This is a genomic window from Paenibacillus sp. BC26, assembly GCF_900116125.1.
Classification (GTDB): domain Bacteria; phylum Bacillota; class Bacilli; order Paenibacillales; family Paenibacillaceae; genus Paenibacillus_Z; species Paenibacillus_Z lignilyticus.
In genome coordinates this window covers 1,815,478-1,833,854 of the sequence record NZ_FPAD01000001.1, presented here as the reverse complement: position 1 = coordinate 1,833,854, position 18,377 = coordinate 1,815,478, and the positions used below count along the sequence as shown (strand labels likewise).

At 50.0% G+C, this 18,377-nt stretch carries 17 protein-coding genes and 1 riboswitch; of the genes, 6 read left to right on the top strand and 11 right to left on the bottom strand.

What is annotated here, in order from left to right; all coding sequences use genetic code 11:
- Positions 1-55: 55 nt before the first annotated feature.
- Together BM412_RS07820 and BM412_RS07815 are read right to left on the bottom strand one after the other, a co-directional pair.
- The gene (locus BM412_RS07820; RefSeq protein ID WP_256256182.1) at positions 56-568 is read right to left on the bottom strand and encodes a methylated-DNA--[protein]-cysteine S-methyltransferase; all 513 of its coding nucleotides are present in this window, start codon (positions 566-568) and stop codon (positions 56-58) included.
- On the bottom strand, positions 565-1,158 hold the full coding sequence (locus BM412_RS07815; RefSeq protein ID WP_091215985.1) for a bifunctional transcriptional activator/DNA repair enzyme AdaA: 594 nt from the start codon (positions 1,156-1,158) through the stop codon (positions 565-567). The genes BM412_RS07820 and BM412_RS07815 overlap by 4 nt, the downstream gene beginning before the upstream one ends.
- A gap of 152 nt (positions 1,159-1,310) precedes the next feature.
- Between BM412_RS07815 and BM412_RS07810 the strand changes: the two genes are divergently transcribed.
- Positions 1,311-2,207, top strand: coding sequence for a DNA-3-methyladenine glycosylase family protein (locus BM412_RS07810; protein ID WP_091215982.1), 897 nt, complete (start codon positions 1,311-1,313; stop codon positions 2,205-2,207).
- Positions 2,208-2,252: 45 nt separating this feature from the next.
- Here BM412_RS07810 and BM412_RS07805 read toward each other — a convergent pair whose 3' ends face one another.
- Positions 2,253-2,471 carry a cold-inducible protein YdjO-related protein gene (locus BM412_RS07805; protein ID WP_256256181.1) on the bottom strand — a complete coding sequence of 73 codons (219 nt, stop codon included), beginning with the start codon at positions 2,469-2,471 and terminating at the stop codon, positions 2,253-2,255.
- Positions 2,472-2,596: 125 nt separating this feature from the next.
- Positions 2,597-2,704: riboswitch (guanidine-I (ykkC/yxkD leader) on the top strand.
- A gap of 98 nt (positions 2,705-2,802) precedes the next feature.
- On the opposite strand from BM412_RS07805, the gene BM412_RS07800 reads away from it, so the two are divergent.
- Positions 2,803-4,149, top strand: coding sequence for an APC family permease (locus BM412_RS07800; RefSeq protein ID WP_091215974.1), 1,347 nt, complete (start codon positions 2,803-2,805; stop codon positions 4,147-4,149).
- A gap of 30 nt (positions 4,150-4,179) precedes the next feature.
- Here the strand turns inward: BM412_RS07800 and BM412_RS07795 are convergent, their stop codons facing one another.
- The 3 genes from BM412_RS07795 to BM412_RS07785 form a co-directional block, all read right to left on the bottom strand.
- Positions 4,180-4,698: a glutathione peroxidase gene (locus BM412_RS07795; protein WP_091215971.1), complete on the bottom strand. Its 519-nt coding sequence runs from the start codon at positions 4,696-4,698 to the stop codon at positions 4,180-4,182.
- A gap of 106 nt (positions 4,699-4,804) precedes the next feature.
- Positions 4,805-5,713: a hypothetical protein gene (locus BM412_RS07790; RefSeq protein WP_091215969.1), complete on the bottom strand. Its 909-nt coding sequence runs from the start codon at positions 5,711-5,713 to the stop codon at positions 4,805-4,807.
- A gap of 76 nt (positions 5,714-5,789) precedes the next feature.
- On the bottom strand, positions 5,790-6,008 hold the full coding sequence (locus BM412_RS07785; protein WP_091215967.1) for a hypothetical protein: 219 nt from the start codon (positions 6,006-6,008) through the stop codon (positions 5,790-5,792).
- A 205-nt stretch (positions 6,009-6,213) separates the two neighbouring features.
- Between BM412_RS07785 and BM412_RS07780 the strand changes: the two genes are divergently transcribed.
- The 4 genes from BM412_RS07780 to BM412_RS07765 all read left to right on the top strand — a co-directional run bounded on the left by BM412_RS07780 (position 6,214) and on the right by BM412_RS07765 (position 10,722).
- Positions 6,214-7,296 carry an endospore germination permease gene (locus BM412_RS07780; RefSeq protein WP_177245701.1) on the top strand — a complete coding sequence of 361 codons (1,083 nt, stop codon included), beginning with the start codon at positions 6,214-6,216 and terminating at the stop codon, positions 7,294-7,296.
- Entirely contained in the window at positions 7,289-8,674 is a 1,386-nt protein-coding gene (locus tag BM412_RS07775) for a spore germination protein (RefSeq protein ID WP_091215963.1), read from the top strand. The genes BM412_RS07780 and BM412_RS07775 overlap by 8 nt, the downstream gene beginning before the upstream one ends.
- Positions 8,671-9,780 (top strand): Ger(x)C family spore germination protein, encoded by a 1,110-nt coding sequence (locus tag BM412_RS07770; protein ID WP_091215960.1) that lies wholly within the window; start codon positions 8,671-8,673, stop codon positions 9,778-9,780. Before BM412_RS07775 ends, BM412_RS07770 begins: the two co-directional genes overlap by 4 nt.
- A 189-nt stretch (positions 9,781-9,969) precedes the next feature.
- Positions 9,970-10,722, top strand: a complete 753-nt coding sequence (locus BM412_RS07765) for a C40 family peptidase (RefSeq protein ID WP_091215958.1) — start codon at positions 9,970-9,972, stop codon at positions 10,720-10,722.
- 437 nt (positions 10,723-11,159) lie between these two features.
- Here the strand turns inward: BM412_RS07765 and BM412_RS07760 are convergent, their stop codons facing one another.
- From BM412_RS07760 to BM412_RS07740, 5 genes are all read right to left on the bottom strand, one after another.
- Complete coding sequence (locus tag BM412_RS07760) at positions 11,160-12,488, bottom strand: deoxyguanosinetriphosphate triphosphohydrolase family protein (protein ID WP_091215955.1); 1,329 nt, start codon at positions 12,486-12,488, stop codon at positions 11,160-11,162.
- Positions 12,489-12,633: 145 nt separating this feature from the next.
- Positions 12,634-13,935, bottom strand: coding sequence for a 2-oxoglutarate dehydrogenase complex dihydrolipoyllysine-residue succinyltransferase (gene odhB / locus BM412_RS07755; protein WP_091215953.1), 1,302 nt, complete (start codon positions 13,933-13,935; stop codon positions 12,634-12,636).
- Entirely contained in the window at positions 13,928-16,852 is a 2,925-nt protein-coding gene (locus BM412_RS07750) for a 2-oxoglutarate dehydrogenase E1 component (protein ID WP_091215950.1), read from the bottom strand. Before BM412_RS07750 ends, odhB begins: the two co-directional genes overlap by 8 nt.
- Before the next feature lie 245 nt (positions 16,853-17,097).
- Positions 17,098-17,601 carry a disulfide oxidoreductase gene (locus BM412_RS07745; RefSeq protein ID WP_091215948.1) on the bottom strand — a complete coding sequence of 168 codons (504 nt, stop codon included), beginning with the start codon at positions 17,599-17,601 and terminating at the stop codon, positions 17,098-17,100.
- Complete coding sequence (locus BM412_RS07740) at positions 17,598-18,308, bottom strand: DsbA family protein (RefSeq protein WP_256256180.1); 711 nt, start codon at positions 18,306-18,308, stop codon at positions 17,598-17,600. The genes BM412_RS07745 and BM412_RS07740 overlap by 4 nt, the downstream gene beginning before the upstream one ends.
- Positions 18,309-18,377 lie beyond the last annotated feature (69 nt).

The following is an 18,377-nucleotide window of genomic DNA, read 5'->3' as shown; positions in this document are numbered from 1 at the left end:
GTATGCCTCATGTGTTAGTATATCGTCTATCTCCGTTCCTTTAAACACCTGCACCTCATTGACCTGCCAGAACGCCTTCCAAGCGAAGCAGCTTCTCCTTCGCATCCATCCCGCCGCGGAAACCGGTTAACGCACCATTCTTCCCGATTACCCGGTGACATGGCACGACGATTAGCACCGGATTCGCGCCGATAGCTGTCCCGACGGCTCGAACCGCACTTGCTTTGCCAATCCGCTCCGCAATATCAGAATAGGAACAGGTCTGCCCATGGGGGATTTGCTCCAGCGCTTGCCAGACCAGCTGCTGAAAAGCCGTACCCTTCACGCTCAGCGGCAGCTGAAAACTTGTCAGCTCCCCATTCAAATAAGCAAGAAGCTGCTTTCTATATCCCTCTAAACGTACATCATCCCTAACCAGCATCCATCCCGGATAATGTTTCGCACACCATTCAGTGACCTCTTCCAATGATGCAGCGGGCGAGCTAACATAACTTAACCCATCATCAGTCGCAACAAGAATGAGCTGCCAGGCTGCATCGTCAATCGCCGTCCAATACAAATTTTTCACGGTTCCCCATCCTCCCCTAAGTCCATCTTCTTGCATTGCTTCGCAGCAGCCATCCGATAAGCCGACGGCGAGCTGCCCGTTTCCTTCTGATAAACCGTTGCAAAATGAGCCGCGTTCGGATAACCCACTCGCACGCCGACTTCACTAATGGATAACTCGGTTGCGGACAACAGCAGCCCCTTCGCCGCCTCGACACGCACTTGCTGCAAATACGCAGCGGGGGACTTGCCTTTGATTCGCTTAAACGTTCGCTGTATATGATAAGGACTGACATGCGACATCTCAGCTAATGCAGCTAAAGTAAGCGGCTCCTCGTATCGCTCATCCATCATGGCTGCAATCGACTCCACCCATTCTTCCTCCGGAAGTCGCTTTCCTTCCGGCTTGCATCGTTTACACGGCCGATATTCACTCGCGAGGGCAGCTTGCGCATTCGAGAAGATGTGGACATGCTTCGGATTCGGCGTTCTCGATTTGCAAGAAGGCCTGCAGAATATTCCGGTCGAACTCACGCCGTAGTAGAACTGACCATCGTACGAAGCATCGCAGCTCGCAATCGCCAGCCACATTTCACTAGTCATCAAGGGCATGCTCCTTCACCTCCATGAGAAGAAGTATACCCTCTTTACAGTGCCGATGTAAGCTTTCCCGCATGAGAACGCAAGATTACGAAAGCGAACAGCCGTCAAAATATGATACAACTGTAATGTACCCGAATTGAAAGGAGGCCTCCGAACGAGCGATGCACGCCATTACGATCCATCCACCTGCCCCGTTCAGCAGCGCCCATATCATCGACTATTTGAAACGATCCAGCAACGAATGTTTATTTCATGTCGAAAATAATGCTGTACTGCGGCTTATCCCAACTGCAAGCAAGCCCGTGCTCATAAGAATTACACCTGATCATAACGATTCACTGATCATCGAGTTCCCCGCCTTGAACGAAGAACCTTCTCAGAACCTTCGCGAGACCGCTGCCCGCTATGTATGGGAATGGTTCGATTGCGAACGCGATTTACAGCCCTTCTATGAAATGGCTGAGCAGGACGACCTGCTTCGGAATACGGTTAAACAATTCCACGGTCTGCGAATAGTCGGCATCGACGACTTATTCGAAGCGCTCAGCTGGGGAATCATGGGCCAGCAAATTAATTTGACCTTTGCCTACACGCTCAAGAAGAGATTTGTGGAGCGCTTCGGCTCATCACTGGAGTGGAATGGCCAATGTTACTTTACCTTCCCTACACCGGAACAAATCGCCGCTCTTCAGGTATCCGACCTGACGGAAATGCAGTTTACCGGCCGCAAATCCGAGTACTTAATCGGAACCGCCGCCGAGATGGCCGAAGGCCGATTATCCAAAGAACAGCTAATGGCACTCCCAGACTGGTCCGCTATAGAAAAAGCATTAACGCGAATTCGCGGAATCGGGCCTTGGACAGCTAACTATGTACTGATGCGTTGTTTGCGGATGCCCGCTGCTTTCCCGCTTGAGGACGCAGGGCTGCACAATGCGCTCAAACACCTTATGCAGCGGCCGGACAAACCTTCAATCGCGGAGATCAAACAGCTCTCCTCCAACTGGGGCGACTGGAAAGCCTATGCCACCTTCTACCTCTGGCGGACCCTGTACTAGCAACACCCCACCTTCCCCGAACAAAAAAAGCCGCCAAATAGGCGGCTAAAAGTCAAATTCACCTTTCTTCTTTCGCGGTTGAGATTTGATCTTATTCTGTACTTTGGGCAGATGCCTCATGCTGCGATGCATCGGTCCTTTACAGATCGGACAAGCCTGTTCACCAGCCTCGGCAAATTCCTCACGAACCCACGCTTTACAATCTGCGTTCTTACATTTCCAAATCTTCGTTGCGATTAACTGCGGTTTTTCCTCTTCATTCATCGACAATCTAAAAGCATCCTTTCTCTTGCTGCCTGAACGAAGCTAGTTCGCACGCCATTAAATTTTCAATTGACGATCAGGTAGTTTATGTTATATTATCTAACAAAACAACGTAACTAAATATGCCATACGTTTTCTAGGGTTCCGCAGCAGCCATTCCGGCATGCTGGACTGGACCGAGAGAGAACGCACAGCCGCTGCTGTGTTCACGGAGGGATAAAAGCCCGGGAGGATCTCATTTGGGGATACCTTCCGCGCTTTTTTTATTTTCAAGCCATCTATCTTCTCAAGTTACGATGGTTACAAGCGGGATGACGGAAGGGTGCTGCACATGAACGTACAAGTCAAACTAACGCCAACATTATCGTTATTTCAAATCGTATTCCTCGGCCTCGCTTGGATGACGCCGATGATCTATTTCTCGATTTATGGCATTGCTTACGAATCCTCCGCCGGGATGTTAACCCAAGCGTACTTGACCGCGTTTGTCGCCATTATGTTTACTGCCTACAGCTACGGACATATGTCGAAGGCTCACTCGAGCTCCGGTTCTGCCTACTCCTACGTGAAGAAATCTATCCATCCCTATCTTGGCTTCCTGGTCGGGTGGGCATTGCTGCTGGATTACCTCTTCTCACCTATTATCGCATGCTTAACATTCGGAATCTATATGCATGCGCAATTTCCGGCCATTCCGTCCTACCTATGGATAATCGGCATCAATTTGCTAGTTACACTAGTGAACCTGCGCGGAGCATCTTTCTCAGCCAATCTGAGCAAATGGTTCGTCCTCATTCAAATGGGATTCATTGCCTTGTTTTGCATCTTGCTCTACCGAAACCTAACTTCCATAAGCGAACCGCTTGCGCCGCTCCTCCAACACGAGATTCCTTTCTCCACGATACTGACAGGCGCTTCCATGATCTGCTTCTCCTTTCTCGGATTCGATTCCATTACGACAATGTCGGAAGAAACGAAGAACGCAAGCAAAACCATTCCCAGAGCCATCGCTATTATTATTGGGATCGCGATCGTTTTATATGTCGTACCGTCTTATTTAACTCAGCTGACCTTCCCTAATCCAATCCCTTTTGCCAACATCGATTCGGCCGGGCTCGAAATCGTGAAAATGGTCGGCGGGGCCATGCTTGGATCGGTATTCATCATTGTGCTCTTATTTGCAATCTTTACGCAAGGAATCTCTTCCGTTTCAAGCGTATCACGGCTGCTGTTCGTAATGGGACGCGAATCGATTCTTCCGGAGCGCATCTTCGCCTATGTACACCCCAAGCTCAAAACGCCTGCGGTCAATATTCTGATAGTTGGCATGGTCTCCATGTTAGCTTTAGTCATTCGACTTGATACGGCAATCAAATTTGTGAACTTCGGCGCACTGACTGCCTTCTTCTTTGTCAACATATCTGTCATCTGCCATTATTACATGAAGCAGCGGAAACGTACTGTAAAAGGAACACTAGCTTATTTGGTTCTGCCGGGCACAGGCGCCTGCGTTATCGGCTATTTGTTCCTCCTGTTGAGCAAAGATGCACTTATTATGGGACTTATCTGGCTCATCCTCGGTGTGCTGTATCAAGCCTATCGCAATCAAGACGTCATAAAGCTGTTCCTGCAACGAAACAAAGCCTTCTCGATCGAGAAATCAAAAAGCACCCCTTAAGGGGTGCTTTCATGATTACACAACATACAGTTAGTCGTTAACCGTATTCGGCGCCGCTCCCAGGCTGCCATTATCGATCAAGCTGCGAAGATCCGGCTCAATCGCTGCCGGATCCGTCGATGCCGGATACTGCTTCACAACGTTGCCCTCTTCATCAATGAGGAATTTCACGAAATTCCACTCGATCGTACCGGTATGATAAGGGGCAGGCGCTGCGTCCACAAGATATTTATATAACGGATGAGCATCTTCGCCAATCACGTCAATTTTCGCAAACATCGGGAAGGTTACGCTGTAATTGAGCTCGCAGAAGCTGGCAATCTCCTCGTTCGTCCCCGGCTCTTGTCCAGCGAATTGATTGCACGGGAAACCAAGTACGACGAAATTTTCGTCCTTATGGGCTTCGTAAATCTGCTGTAAGCCTTTGTAATGAGGGGTAAGTCCACATGCGCTTGCCGTGTTGACGATAAGTAGCGTCTTGCCTTTATATGCGGACAGCGACTGCTCTTCGCCTGTAATCGTCTTGACGGTGAAATCGTAAATGCTCATCGATAGGTCCCTCCTGAATTGAGTTCACAGTATATTGCATTTAATTAAATTGTATAAAATGATTATAGCCTATGAACACCGCTTCGGGCAACCCCTAAAATAGCCATTATTCCTTCGTTATCACCTTCTGGAGCATCCTTACCAGCTCCTCCACATCTTGCCAAATATGAGGTCTAACCCCTTGCGGCAGCTGCTGATCGGCCTCTTGGCTTGTCCAAATGATCGGGATCTCATTGCCTATCGCAAACCCCGCACGTAACCACAGTTCCGCATTCGGATCCGTCACATCCACTACGAACAGTTTGCAATTGCCGACGTCTTGCAGTATCGCTTCAATCGGCTTCGGATCATGGCGCAGCGAGATATCCTCCTCCAGAAACTTCGGTGCATAACCAAGCTGAATCAGCCTCGGGAATACCGTCTCCAGCCAATCTCTGCTTCCTTTATCGTCCATGCCGCTAAGCAGGACGTAACATGGTTTCAGCGCTTTACCGCTCGCGGTATTAGCCGCCTCCACCCATCCTTTCTCCGTCAGCTTGAACGTAGAGCCGATGCGCTCAATATATCCTTCTTCTTTGAGCTTCTCCGTGATGAAGACGAGCTCTTGCAAATTTAATGAATATGTCAAATTATAGCTTTGTGAGAACTGATTGATAACGACCGCTTCACCCGGACCGCCAGTATGGCGGTGCAAATAACGGAGAAGACGATTCCCCTTCTCTTCGGTTGTAATCGGAATTTGCGGAGATTGCAGGATGGTTTCCCTGTCCTCGTACGTTAGAACGACCTTCTCATCGCAATCCGTCTGCTCCCGGATATAGGCCGACAGGATCGGAAACGAATTCCGTTTCTCCGAGTAGGACAACAGTCGATAGGGCTCGTAGCTGTCTTCCCGCAGCCCATAAGATCCGCCCGGCGCGCACATACAGTCGATGTACCATTCATTGCCGCCTTTTCGTTTCACTTTCACTAACTCATCGCAAAATAAACAACGTTTCGATTCTAAAACTTCCATTGTCTAATCACCCCTTATTTAACGATTCGCAGCCGCTGCCTTCGATTAGGGTGCTAAGGGGATTAAGCTTCTCTCATTATTGTCCCTCTCCTTTATCCTCCTGCCGTGCAAGAACCCATTTTGCACCATCCCAGCGCAGTACGTCACCGGCCTCGATTTCCTCCTCCGCTTTCTCCCGCGGCAGCGTGAGCACCTTACCGTTCACCTCGATCGCAAGACTCTTCCCGTCTACGGCAACCACGTTCCCGAGCCGTTGAACGGCGCACTTGACTTTAGTATTCGCTTCGTTTTCCATCCTTATAGCCCCCCCGGGTCCAATGTGATCCTACACGTCCAATCACCGATCGATTCGTTACATTCATTATACGCTTCCAACGCGTGAGGGCAATATTCTCCGGGCAGCTTCCTGATGCTTCATCTTCAAGAACACCGTAAATATGCATAAAAATTGCCAAATTGGTAATTTTAACTACAATGCCATCGAATGGAGGAGCATGGAATTGAATGATAAAATCACCCCTTTCCAATTGTCCACCTTGCTGGTTACCTTTATCGGAATCTCTAACCACGTCATCTTGATTCCCATCTTGCTGGATACAGCGAATCGGGACGCATGGATCTCTGTCTTGGCGGCCATCCTTCCTTCCTTACTGCTTGGCTTGCTGTATGTCTATATCTACAAAAAGATCCCTGCTTCGTTATCCACCTGGATGTTCGAGAAAGCGCCTGCGTTTATATGGCTTATTTTCACCCTGCTGTTCACCGCATATTTCCTGACACAAGCAAGCATCAGCATACGGGATACGATTATGTGGTCCAACTCGTCCTACTTGACCTATACGCCGCAGTGGGTAGTCGGCTTATGTCTCATTGGCATTAGTTATTACACGGCAAGAAAAGGGCTGGCCGCTATCGCCATCACAAACGGCATACTTCTTCCTTTTATTATTGCGGCCGGATTGTACGTCATGACCGTGAACTTTCAATATAAGGATTACAACTACCTCTTTCCCATCTTCAAAAATTCGGCGAAGTCGATCACGAAAGGCGCTTGGTATACGACTTCAGGCGTTACGGAAATCTTCCTCGTGCTCTTCCTGAAAGACGATGTGAAAGGGAAGCTGTCCGCACTCAATATCAGTCTGGTCGTACTCATGTTAATCGAATTGACATTCGGGCCATTGACCGGCGTAATCGCCATGTTCGGTCCTTTCGAAGCAACGCTGCTGCGATACCCTGCCTATGAGCAATGGAGGATGGCGGCCATCGGAAGCATGCTGAGCCAAACGGACTTTATGTCCATTTATCAATGGCTGGCCGGCGCGTTTATCCGCATTTCCTTGGCCATTTATATCATTCACACGCTGTGGGTGAAAAGGTGGAAGCATCCCGAGATCTTGCTCATTCTGATCTCTTCGGTCCTTCTGGCGGTCAATTTACTTAGACTCTCGGATGTAAAATTTCATAATCAAGTGAGAACCTACTATTCAAGCTCCATCATCTTTTGCGTTGTGGTGAGCATCGTGATCTTAATTTGCATCTGGGTCGGAAAGAACAAGAAGGCGGTGCAGCGAAATGGCTAACCTGAGCGAACGCGATATCCGGCTCCTATTCGAAGACTGCGGCGATGTTACCTTCGAGCTCAACGGCACCTTTTTATTCGTCTTCTGCCAAGGATTATCGAGCCGCGAGCAAATCAATGAAATCAGCACCTACGGCGCAGACCTTTGGCAACAGCATCCCGTTAAACTAACTTCACAATGGAAGAACGAGCTCTCCTCGTATGTGTTTAACGGCGACTTAATCCTTTACGATCGGGAAACAACGAACTGCTATGTGCAATACGTCTCAGATCCGCCCCAAAGAACAACGGAAGAATCGGTCACGGAAACGTCTACGAAAGGAGCACGTGACGGATTTACCGAGAGTATCCAGACGAACTTGGCGTTAATCCGAAAACGTTTGGCTACGCCGACACTCAAAGTCGAATCCTTTGCAATCGGTCTCCGGAGCCAGACTGCAATAAATCTCCTCTACATTCAAGATATCGCGAATAAAGGGGCGGTTAATGAAGCCAGACGCAGATTGCAGAACATACATATCGATGCGCTTGTTACAAGCTCACAGCTGGAAGAAGCCATCTCGGACCGTTCGTATTCGGTAATCCCCTTAATCGACAACACCGGACGACCGGATTTCGCCGCGGAATGCTTGATGAGCGGCCGTTTCGTTATCCTGCTGGACAACTCACCGCTGGCCATCATTGCCCCCATTACGCTTACATCGCTCATAAATTCACCGGAAGATGGCTATTTCCGAGCGGTAATCAGCTCTTTTCAGCGGTTAATCCGGTTTTGCGGCTGGTATTTGGCACTGTTCCTACCCGCTTTCTATATTGCGCTGATTGGCTTTAATTTCGAGCAGGTACCATTGCCCTTATTGGCAACAATTGCATCGAATCGCATCGGACTTCCGCTTTCCCTTCCATTCGAGGCGATAACCGTGCTCGTCTTGTTTGAATTGTTCAAAGAGGCCGGACAACGGCTGCCTAAATCGGTTGGGCCAACCGTTACCGTCGTCGGCGGTATCATCGTAGGCGATGCCGCGATCCGCGCCGGAATTACGTCTCCGACCGTAACCGTGGTGGCTGCAACAACCGTGATCGCCGGCTATACGCTCGTAAACCCGACGCTCAGCGGCATCGTGTCCATTGTTCGCATCGCCATCATGATCATCTCCTCCATTCTTGGCATGTTCGGCTTCTTCATGTCCATTTTCTTCGTCGTCTCTTATCTGTCCGATCTCAAATCGTTCGGGATTCCTTACCTCTCTCCGATTTCACCGCCATCCTGGCCAGATGTTGTAGGAGCGATACTGAAGAAACCGGCAAAACTCATGAATAAGCGACCGCAGAACCTCCATTTGCAGGACGATACCAGGATGAAGGACGATAACCCATGAAACGAACCTGGAAGGCCATCGCGGTCAGCTGCATCGTCTTATCGCTGTGCGGCTGCTGGGACGTGAAGAACATTCAATATTTCAACTTCGTTACCGTAATGGGGGTTGATTACGTCGACGGTAAATATAAGATTTATGCGCAAATCAACGATCTCACCACAATGGCCAAGGAAGAAGGCGGCGGCCAAAGCGCTAAACCCGTCGTAATCGGCAAAGGCGAAGGCGAGAGCATCGGGATGGCGATATTCGACCTGCAGAAAGAAAGTCAAATGCGCATGGATTGGACGCAGAATAAAGCGTTCATATTCAGTGATCGGCTTCTTGCGAGGGGGATTTTCGATATCCACGATGAATTGATGCGAACGCGCGATCAACGTTATACGCCATGGGTGTTCGCGACGAATGAAGATCTTGCAGAGATTCTGAGCACCATGCCGATCACCGGCAGCTCCTATGTTTCCACTTTGTACTATCAGCCGAATCTGTTGTTTAAGCAACTCCAGTCTTCTTTTGAACCCATCCAATATCAGAAACTGATCCGGTCCACAAGGGAACCGTACGAGACGACTTTGGTTGACCATGTAAAGCTCTCGAATAACTGGAAGAAAGGGAGTACGGTGTTCACGCTGCCAATTGTGGATGGGCTTGTCGCGCTCAAGAACGGAAAGAGCGAAGCTCGATTCAGCCGCGAAGAAGCTACCGGCGTGAAATGGTTAAAGAAGAACACCAGGCGCGGCATGCTCCCCATCAGGGATGAGCAAGGCACCTTCATTGGAACGGCTACGCTTAAGAGCCTCAAGGTTAAGAAACAAGCTGTTTATAAGGATGGCAAACGGATCGTCAAACTAAATATCAACATGGACGCCGGTCTTCGGGAGCAAAAGAAATCGTTCCCTCTGGTTGAAATGAACCAACTCCTCGAGAAGAGCTTGTACGACGAAATTATGAAAACCTATGAAGTAGGCAAGAAGCGTTCCACGGATATCTACTCTTTGAACGAAGTCTGGTATCGTAAAGGCCTTGCCGTAAACGAAGAGATTCCGGGGATTGAGGTGCATGTCAAAGTAAAGCTAATGGCCACCGGCATGCTTGAACTTCGGAAATGACGAATCTGCAAGTCAAGGCGGATTACATTAGACTTTTCTAATTGTATTCTCATAATCGGGAGCTTTCTTGATGCGGCATAGGTCTTCCGGCTCATTGGAAAGTGGTGGTACAAAATGCTGTGCTATAGTGTTCCTAGGCAATCACAGCAGCCTGTATCCAACTACTATTCCGTGCAGGAGGAATTCATCATGACAAACACACACATTCATAAACGTTTAAATAAAAAACTTCTGAACCTTACATTAGGCTTATCCATTGCAATTGGCGGCGGAAGCATGCTCTTCACGCCGGATACGACTCATGCAGCGACAGCTACGAAAACGAATACAACTACAAATACGACTGCGACTGCGGCTGAGAATTCTTCTATCGTGAATGACATCATTGCAACAGGTAAACAATATTTAGGCGTCGAGTACAAATTCGGTGCCAAGACGACAACGACTTCCGTATTCGACTGCTCCTCTTTTGTTCAATATATCTTTAAGCAGCATGGCATTGATTTACCGCGTTCGTCCAGACAACAAGCTAAAGTCGGCACGAAAGTAACGAAGGATCAGCTGCAGCCCGGCGATCTTGTGTTCTCCGACACCAATCGAGACGGCGTCATTAATCACGTGAGTCTCTATATCGGCGATGACAAACTGCTGCAAACGTACCGTGTCGGCGTAGGTGTAACGGTGTCCAAATTCTCCGGCAGTTCGTGGGATAAGACATTCGTAACGGCTCGTCATGTTATTACCGATGACAATACCGGCAATACGGGCGACAACGGTAATACCGATAACAGCGGCGACAATGGCAGCATTGATGATGGCAACACCGGCGGCAATAACGAGAACGATGGCACAATCGACGACACTCAACCCGAGCAGTCTGATGATTCCACGACGCCAACGCAATCTTCCGGCAACTCCGGTCACTATAATCGGAATCGATAAGCTAAGCGCTTAGAACACTCCCATCACCATATACAAATAGTGGCTGTCCCAAAAGTGCATGTATTGGCTTTTGGGGCAGCTTTTTCGGCTTTACCCAGCACATTTATATTCTAACGAATCGTAGAAGCCTTATATTAGCTGAATGATAGGTTTTGAAAATCTAACGAATCGTACAGGTGTTATTTCGTGTCCCAATGCCTCTTTTCGCTCCATTTCACCCGCATAAGGCCCGTACGATTTGTTAGACTAATTTCGAGGCTGTTTTCATCAAAATAAGGCCCGTACGATTCGTTAGAATTCTAATATCTGTGGCGAGCCCACCAGCGAAGCGACAAGGCCGAGATCAGCTGCAAATTGCCAAGATGCAGCTGTTCGCTTCCGGTTGCACATACACCACAGCAAAGAGGAGACTGCTTCCCACGCAGCCTCCTCTACTATTAATCCCTATCGTACAATAATCCGCCTTTGTTCGTAGAGGCACTTCCGTAAAATTCGGTATAAACCTTCTCCGCATAAGCATCCGTCATGCCCGCAATATAATCGGACACCATCCGCTCCCACGGCCAGACATCCTTAAGCCGCTCGTAGCTTTCGAGCCAATCCGGCGGGATGATGAGCCTGCCCGAGTCTTGCACCTTAAAGCTGTCCCACAACCGCTTTATGATGATCTCACTGCGTTTGTGAAGCCGCTGGACCCGGAAATCCTTGATCAGCATCACCCATGCCAGCTTTTTCAGGATCTCCATTGTGCGAAGCAGCTCTAAGTCCTGCACGCCGTCGCGAACGAACGTAACCCGTTTCCAGCCTGTTGCCGGATCATCGATAATCCCGACCCCGCTGACAAACTTCCTCACCCATCGCGCTTTCATCTCTCTGCGGGTGCGCGAGGACTCCCTGCCGCATTCCACGTAGATGCTTTCCCACTGCTCCAGATAATGATGCAGCGCCTGCTTCACCATCAGCTTCATATCGACCTGCTCCCAGTGCATGACTGCGTTGCCGGGATCGTTGATGATTTCCTGCATGACGTTCGCGACAAGGCGATCATCCTCGAACAAGCTAGGGTTCATCTGGATTTTGCCCGCACGAATGCCATCCTCTATATCATGCGTGGAATAAGCGATATCGTCGCACAAGTCCATCAGCTGCGCCTCAAGCGTTGCACAGCCATCCGGCATCCCCCACGCACTGCGCAACGCGTGGATCCCTTGCCATTCCATGCTGTAGACCCCCTTCAAGCGTCCGGGATCCTCCAAGCAGAATGGGTATTTATTAATGGCGAGCAGGACAGCTGCGGTCAGATCGAGTCCGCTGTCACTTCCTGCGCGTTTCTCCAGAAACATTAAGATCCGATAATTTTGAGCATTGCCTTCATACTTTAGCCCATGCTCTTCCATAAGCAGTTCATTGAGCACCTCTTCCCCTTTATGGCCAAAAGGAGGATGCCCCAAGTCATGCGCAAGCGAAGCGCATTCCACAACCTCCGGATCGAGCATCAGCCCCGGATGTTCTTTCTTCGCCAGGAACGTGTAACTCTTCCCGAGCTTTCGAGCCACTTCCCGCGCGATCTGTGATACTTCAAGCGAATGCGTCAGACGAGTTCGATAATAGTCGCCGGAGCCTGCCCCGAATACTTGCGATTTGCCCTGCAGGCGACGAAATGCCGGGGATTGAATCAATCTGGCATAGTCTTTCTCATACTCATCCCGATCCTCGCTGGAGTGGATGTTCTCGAAATCGAATAACCGCATTTTACGCACGTTCATCTGCATTCGCCTCCGTTTCTCGCTGTCTTACCCTCATTCTATGTAGTATGGGGAGCAATAGCAAATAAAAAACCTCACTAGCTGACGTTCAGGGATAGAAGCCCTAACGTCAGGAAGTGAGGTTGATGTTTGTCCGCGGGAAGGATTAGCCTTCGAGCAGCAGCGATTCCGGATCTTCAAGCAGTTGCTTCACGGTAACGAGGAAGCGAACCGCTTCGGCACCGTCAACGATACGGTGATCGTACGACAAGGCGATGTACATCATCGGGCGGTTCTCCATGCGCACATCGTCAATCGCCACAGGGCGAATTTGGATTTTGTGCATACCGAGAATACCGACTTGCGGTGCGTTAAGAATCGGCGTGGACAACAGCGAACCGAATACGCCGCCGTTTGTAATCGTGAATGTGCCGCCTTGCAGATCATTCAGCGCCAATGTGTTAGCACGTGCTTTACCGGCAAGGTCGGCAATTTGCTTCTCGATTTGAGCAAAGCTCAGACGATCCGCTTCACGTACGACCGGTACAACAAGACCTTCTTTCGCAGATACCGCGATACCGATGTCGTAATATTGTTTCACAAGGATCTCGTCGCCTTGGATTTCTGCATTCAGCAGCGGGTAAGCTTTGAGCGCGCCGATTACAGCCTTCGTGAAGAAGGACATGAAGCCAAGACCGATGTCATGCTTCTCTTTAAACGCGTCCTTCCGGCGTTTTCTCACTTCAAGAATCGCCGTCATGTCCACTTCGTTGAACGTTGTCAGCATTGCAGCGGTTTGCTGCGCCTCCACGAGGCGTTTCGCGATTGTAATACGGCGACGGGACATCTTGCGGCGTTCAGCCGGTTTGCCCGGCTCTGCTGCTACCGGAGCAGGCGCCGCTTGCGCGGTAGGAGCTGCTGCAGGAGCTTTAGCCGCAGTGTTATGAGCTTGGATATCCTCTTGACGGATACGGCCCATTGGATCTTGCGCTTGCACTTGCGTCAGGTCAATGCCGCGCTCTCTTGCAAGCTTACGTGCTGCCGGCGTTGCCGAGAACACAGCAGCATTCGCATCGGAAGCAGCCGGAGCAGCCGGAGTCGCTGCAGGCGCAGCCACAGGAGCCGGTTCCGCAGCTGCCACAGGAGCTGCCGGAGTAGAAGCCGGCGCTACAGGTGCCGGAGCTGCAGCAGGGTCGCTGCTAGGCGACATTGGCTGAGAAGGCGCCGCGCCGGAGCCGCTGCCGATCTGGCCGATCGTTTCGCCTACCGCTACGGTTTCCCCTTCGCCGCGTAGAAGCTGTTCGATAACGCCGGCTTGCTCCGCACTGATTTCAATATTTACTTTATCCGTTTCCAGCTCAGCAAGCACATCGCCTACATTTACGCTGTCACCAGCTTTAACATGCCATTTAGAGATCGTGCCTTCTACGATCGATTCGCCCATTTCGGGTACTTTAATTTCACTCATGGCTGTTCTCCCCTTTAGTCGTCGTTGTTAGCGTACTGCGATTCAGCGCAACGGAAACGATACGTTGCTGCTCCATGTTGTGTACATATTGGAATCCGCTTGCCGGGCTCGACCGTTTAGGACGACCGATATAACGGATGGTTGTATTAGGTGTTACACGAGCGCGGATACGCGGCTCAACATAGTTCCATGCGCCCATGTTTTGCGGCTCCTCTTGCACCCACAGCACTTCTTTTACATTCGGATAACGGTTGATGATTTGCTCGATATCGGTTTTCGGGAACGGATACAGCTGCTCCACGCGAACGATATGAACCCAGTTCCAAGTATCCGCAGCTTGTCCGTCTTTAAGCTCTAACGCAGCTTCCAGATCGATGGCTACTTTACCGGTACAGAAGATCAGGCGTTCAACTTGCTCCGGCTGTTTGCCGAGACCCGGCTGCTCCAGCACAAGCCTGAATGAGCCATGGCTGAATTCTGCCGGATCGGATGCAACGCTTGGGTTCCGAATCAAGCTCTTAGGCGACATCACGATGAGCGGACGCGCTTCGTCCGTATTGATGATCGCCGCTTGACGGCGAAGCAAATGGAAGTATTGCGACGCTGACGTCAAGTTCACGATCGTCAGGTTGTCTTCAGCCGCAAGAAGCAGGAAACGCTCGAGCTTCGCACTGGAATGCTCCGGACCTTGGCCTTCGTAGCCGTGAGGCAGCAGCATGATCAGACCGGATTTCTGCGACCATTTGACGCGGCCTGCCGTGATGAACTGGTCAATGATAACTTGCGCGCAGTTGGCAAAGTCGCCGTATTGGGCTTCCCAAATAACTAGTGTTTCCGGGGAAAACACGTTGTATCCATAATCAAACCCAAGTACTGAAGCTTCTGCCAGCGGACTGTTATGGACCGCAAACGAAGCATTTGCTTGAGGCAGCTTGTGAAGCGGCGAGAACGTCGCATTTGAATCGTAATCATGCAGCACGATATTACGGAATGCGAAGGTTGCGCGTTCCGAATCTTGTCCGCTAAGACGAATCGGCGTACCGTCGGATAGGATTGTCGCAAACGCAAGCGTTTCTGCCAAGCCCCAATCCACTTTGCTGCCTTTTTCCAGCGCATTGGCACGACGCATCAGGATGCGTTCAAGCTTCTCGTGCACCTTGAAGCCATCCGGCCATTTGAGCAGTTCCTCGTTGATGGCACTAAGCTTCTTAAGCGGAACGGAAGTAACGACTTCCTTCTTGCGGCGCTTGCTTGTGTCGTCAATTTTCGGCTGCTTGAACGATTTATCGCTCGATTTCACTTCATCAAGCGCAGCTTGCAGCTTCGCCAGACCGGCTTGTCTAATAGCTACGACTTGATCCTCCGACAGGAGACCCTTTTCTTTGAGCTTCTCGCTGTAAATGCGGCCGACAACCGGATGGTTGCGCAGCTTCTGATAAACTAGCGGCTGCGTCGTTTCCGGATCGTCCGTCTCATTGTGACCATGACGGCGGTAGCCGACCATGTCGATCAAGAAGTCTTTGTGGAACTTCTGACGGTACTCACATGCCATCCGAACCGCAGCAATACACGCCTCCGGATCGTCGGCGCTAACATGTACGATTGGGATTTCGTATCCCTTCGCAAGGTCACTCGCATAATGCGTGGAACGCGAATCCTTGCTCTCGGTCGTGAAGCCGAGTTTATTGTTTACGATGATATGAATCGTTCCGCCGTTCTCGTAACCCGCAAGCTTCTTGAAGTTAAGCGTCTCCGCGACGATACCTTCACCTGCGAAAGCAGCGTCGCCGTGCATAAGGATCGCTGCCGCGCTGCCGAAATCGGATTTCGGATAACCGGCTTTGCTGCGATCATCCTGAGCCGCGCGCGTGTAGCCTTCAACGATCGGATTTACGTATTCCAAGTGACTTGGATTGTTCGCCAGCGAGATGCGAGTCTCAACCGTTTCATTCTCTTTAAGCGAACGATGTGCGCCTAAGTGGTATTTTACGTCGCCTGTCCAGCCGATATTGATGCCCATCGCGCCTTCGGATGGCAGCAAATCCTTCTCTTTGTTTGGCGAATGATGGAATTCCGAGAAAATAGCTGTGTAGGGTTTGCCGAGAACATGAGTCAGAACATTCAAACGTCCACGGTGCGCCATCCCCATCAGAATGTGACGAGCGCCGTCATGCGCGAGCTCACGAACGATCTCATCCAGCATCGGAACAAGCGTATCCGTTCCTTCAATGGAGAAACGTTTCTGTCCCACGAATGAACGGTGCAGGAAAGTCTCGAATTGCTCGACATCAATTAGGCGTCCCAGCAAAGCGATCCGTTCTTTGGCACTCATCGGTTTGCTGGCCATGCCGATTTCAGCTTGGCGATGGAGCCAGATCCGCTCATCCTCAGCATGAATATGACCGAATTCAAAACCGAACGACTTCGTATATACGTCCTTCAAATGCGCAATAGCTTGGGCACCTGTCCGAATCGCCTCCGGTGCTTCCTCCCAGATCAGAGAAGCCGGAATGGTGTCCAGATCTTCCGGTGTCAGCTTAAATGTGGCGGGCTCAAGCAGCTGCGTGTCCGGAGCGGCAGATAAACCAAGCGGATCGTTGTCGGCTGCCAGATGACCGTAAGTACGGATGTTCCGCACAAGCTTGCCAGCGTCGACGATTTTCTTCAAGAAAGCAGGATCAATCGATTTGATGCTATCAGAGCCTGAAGCGCCGGATGCGAGCGGTGGATTCACATTTACAATGCCCTTTGCCGAAGTGACCGGCGGCGGTCCCCACTTCGCAAAGGAATCTCTGAATGCTGGCTCAACAGATTCGGGGTTTATCAGGAACTTCTCATACATTTCCTCGATATACCCTAAATTCGGGCCATAATAGAGTTCCCATGGCGACTTCTGACTATTATTCTCTGCTGTCATTACAGGCTACCTCCAACTATTTAGATGCGCTTATTTAATTAATTAACCCTTTGTACGTCCATCCATACATGATAGCAGAAACAACACAGCTGGGACAAATGAACAGGCAAAAGTCCATGGAATGTTCATATTTAAAAGTCTGAATCCCCGTTGACAGAAAAAAAGCATACTAATCACCGGCAAATGCAAGTAAATTAGCCCCTAAATTCACAAAAAAAAGAAGTCCCGAGGGACTTCTACTCTTTTTATAAGGTGGAACGCTCGCCCAGCTCCTCTTCAGCCTCATCGTGCTCCGATTCATCATTCGCTTCATCAGCCGTGCCGCGTGCATTCAGCATCAGCATCGTAATCAGGGCGAAAGCGATCAAAGCCAGGAATGGAATGGTGACATAACCGCCAAACCAATCGAGGTAATCTTCGCTGCAAGGAACGCCGACCGTGCAAGGAAGCATTTTGGCCAAAGCCGGAATTTGCTGTTCCGCATAATGATACAAGGCAATCAACCCGCCAAGCAGTGATAGCGGCCAAATGTATGGGATTAGCCTGCGATCATTGCGATAACTCGCAATTCCGAGGAGTACGACAAGCGGATACATGAATATGCGTTGATACCAGCATAAATTGCATGGGATAAAGTGCATGATTTCGCTTAAATACAGACTGCTGCCCGTTGCGACGATCGACACGATCCACGCCAAATATAGCGCGTATTTGCTAAAGAACCCAAGATTCTTGGACGATTGGATCATTTGTCCTCGCCGGCCAGCGCGTCATCGATGGCTTTCTTAATACCCGGATAGTCGCCGAATTGGCCTGTAAATTCTTCTCCGTTAATAAACAGGGTTGGTGTCGAGTTTACGTTAGCGGCAATTGCTTTGGATTTATGCTTGCTGACCTCGGATGAGTACGTGCCTTCTTCGATATCTTTCTTCAGCAAATCCAAATCGACATCGATCGCGTTATCCTTGGCTAGCTGAACCAAATGTTCTGGCGTTGCCCAAAGCGTATGCTCGTCTTGCTGATTCTTATAAAGGACATCGAAATATTTCCAAAAAGCGTCATTATTCTGATGATAAACGGACTGAGCGGCCAGTGCGGCTGTCGTTGAATCCTCACCGATGAACGGGAAGTTCATAAAGTAAAATGCAACTTTGCCCGACTCCACGTATTCCTTCTCGATCTGTGGTTTAATTTGCTGGCTGAACACTTGGCAGGATGGGCATTTGTAATCGCCGAACTCGACGATCTTCACCGGCGCATCGGCTTTCCCCAGCACAGGCAGCTGTTCGTAATCAAATGCGGTCGGGTCTGCCTTCGGTGTGAAGATCAGGGCAGCAATAATACCCAGAATGACAACAAGGCCCGTCCCCCACATCAGCTTCTTCATAAACTTGCGCTGTTTCTCCAGCTTCTCTTGCTCGGCTTTGCGTTGACTCTTATACGTGGATTTCTTCATTGGCTGCGACATATTGCTTCCCATCCTTTTCTATGAAGCTATTCTATTTAAATTGTAGAGAACGACTTA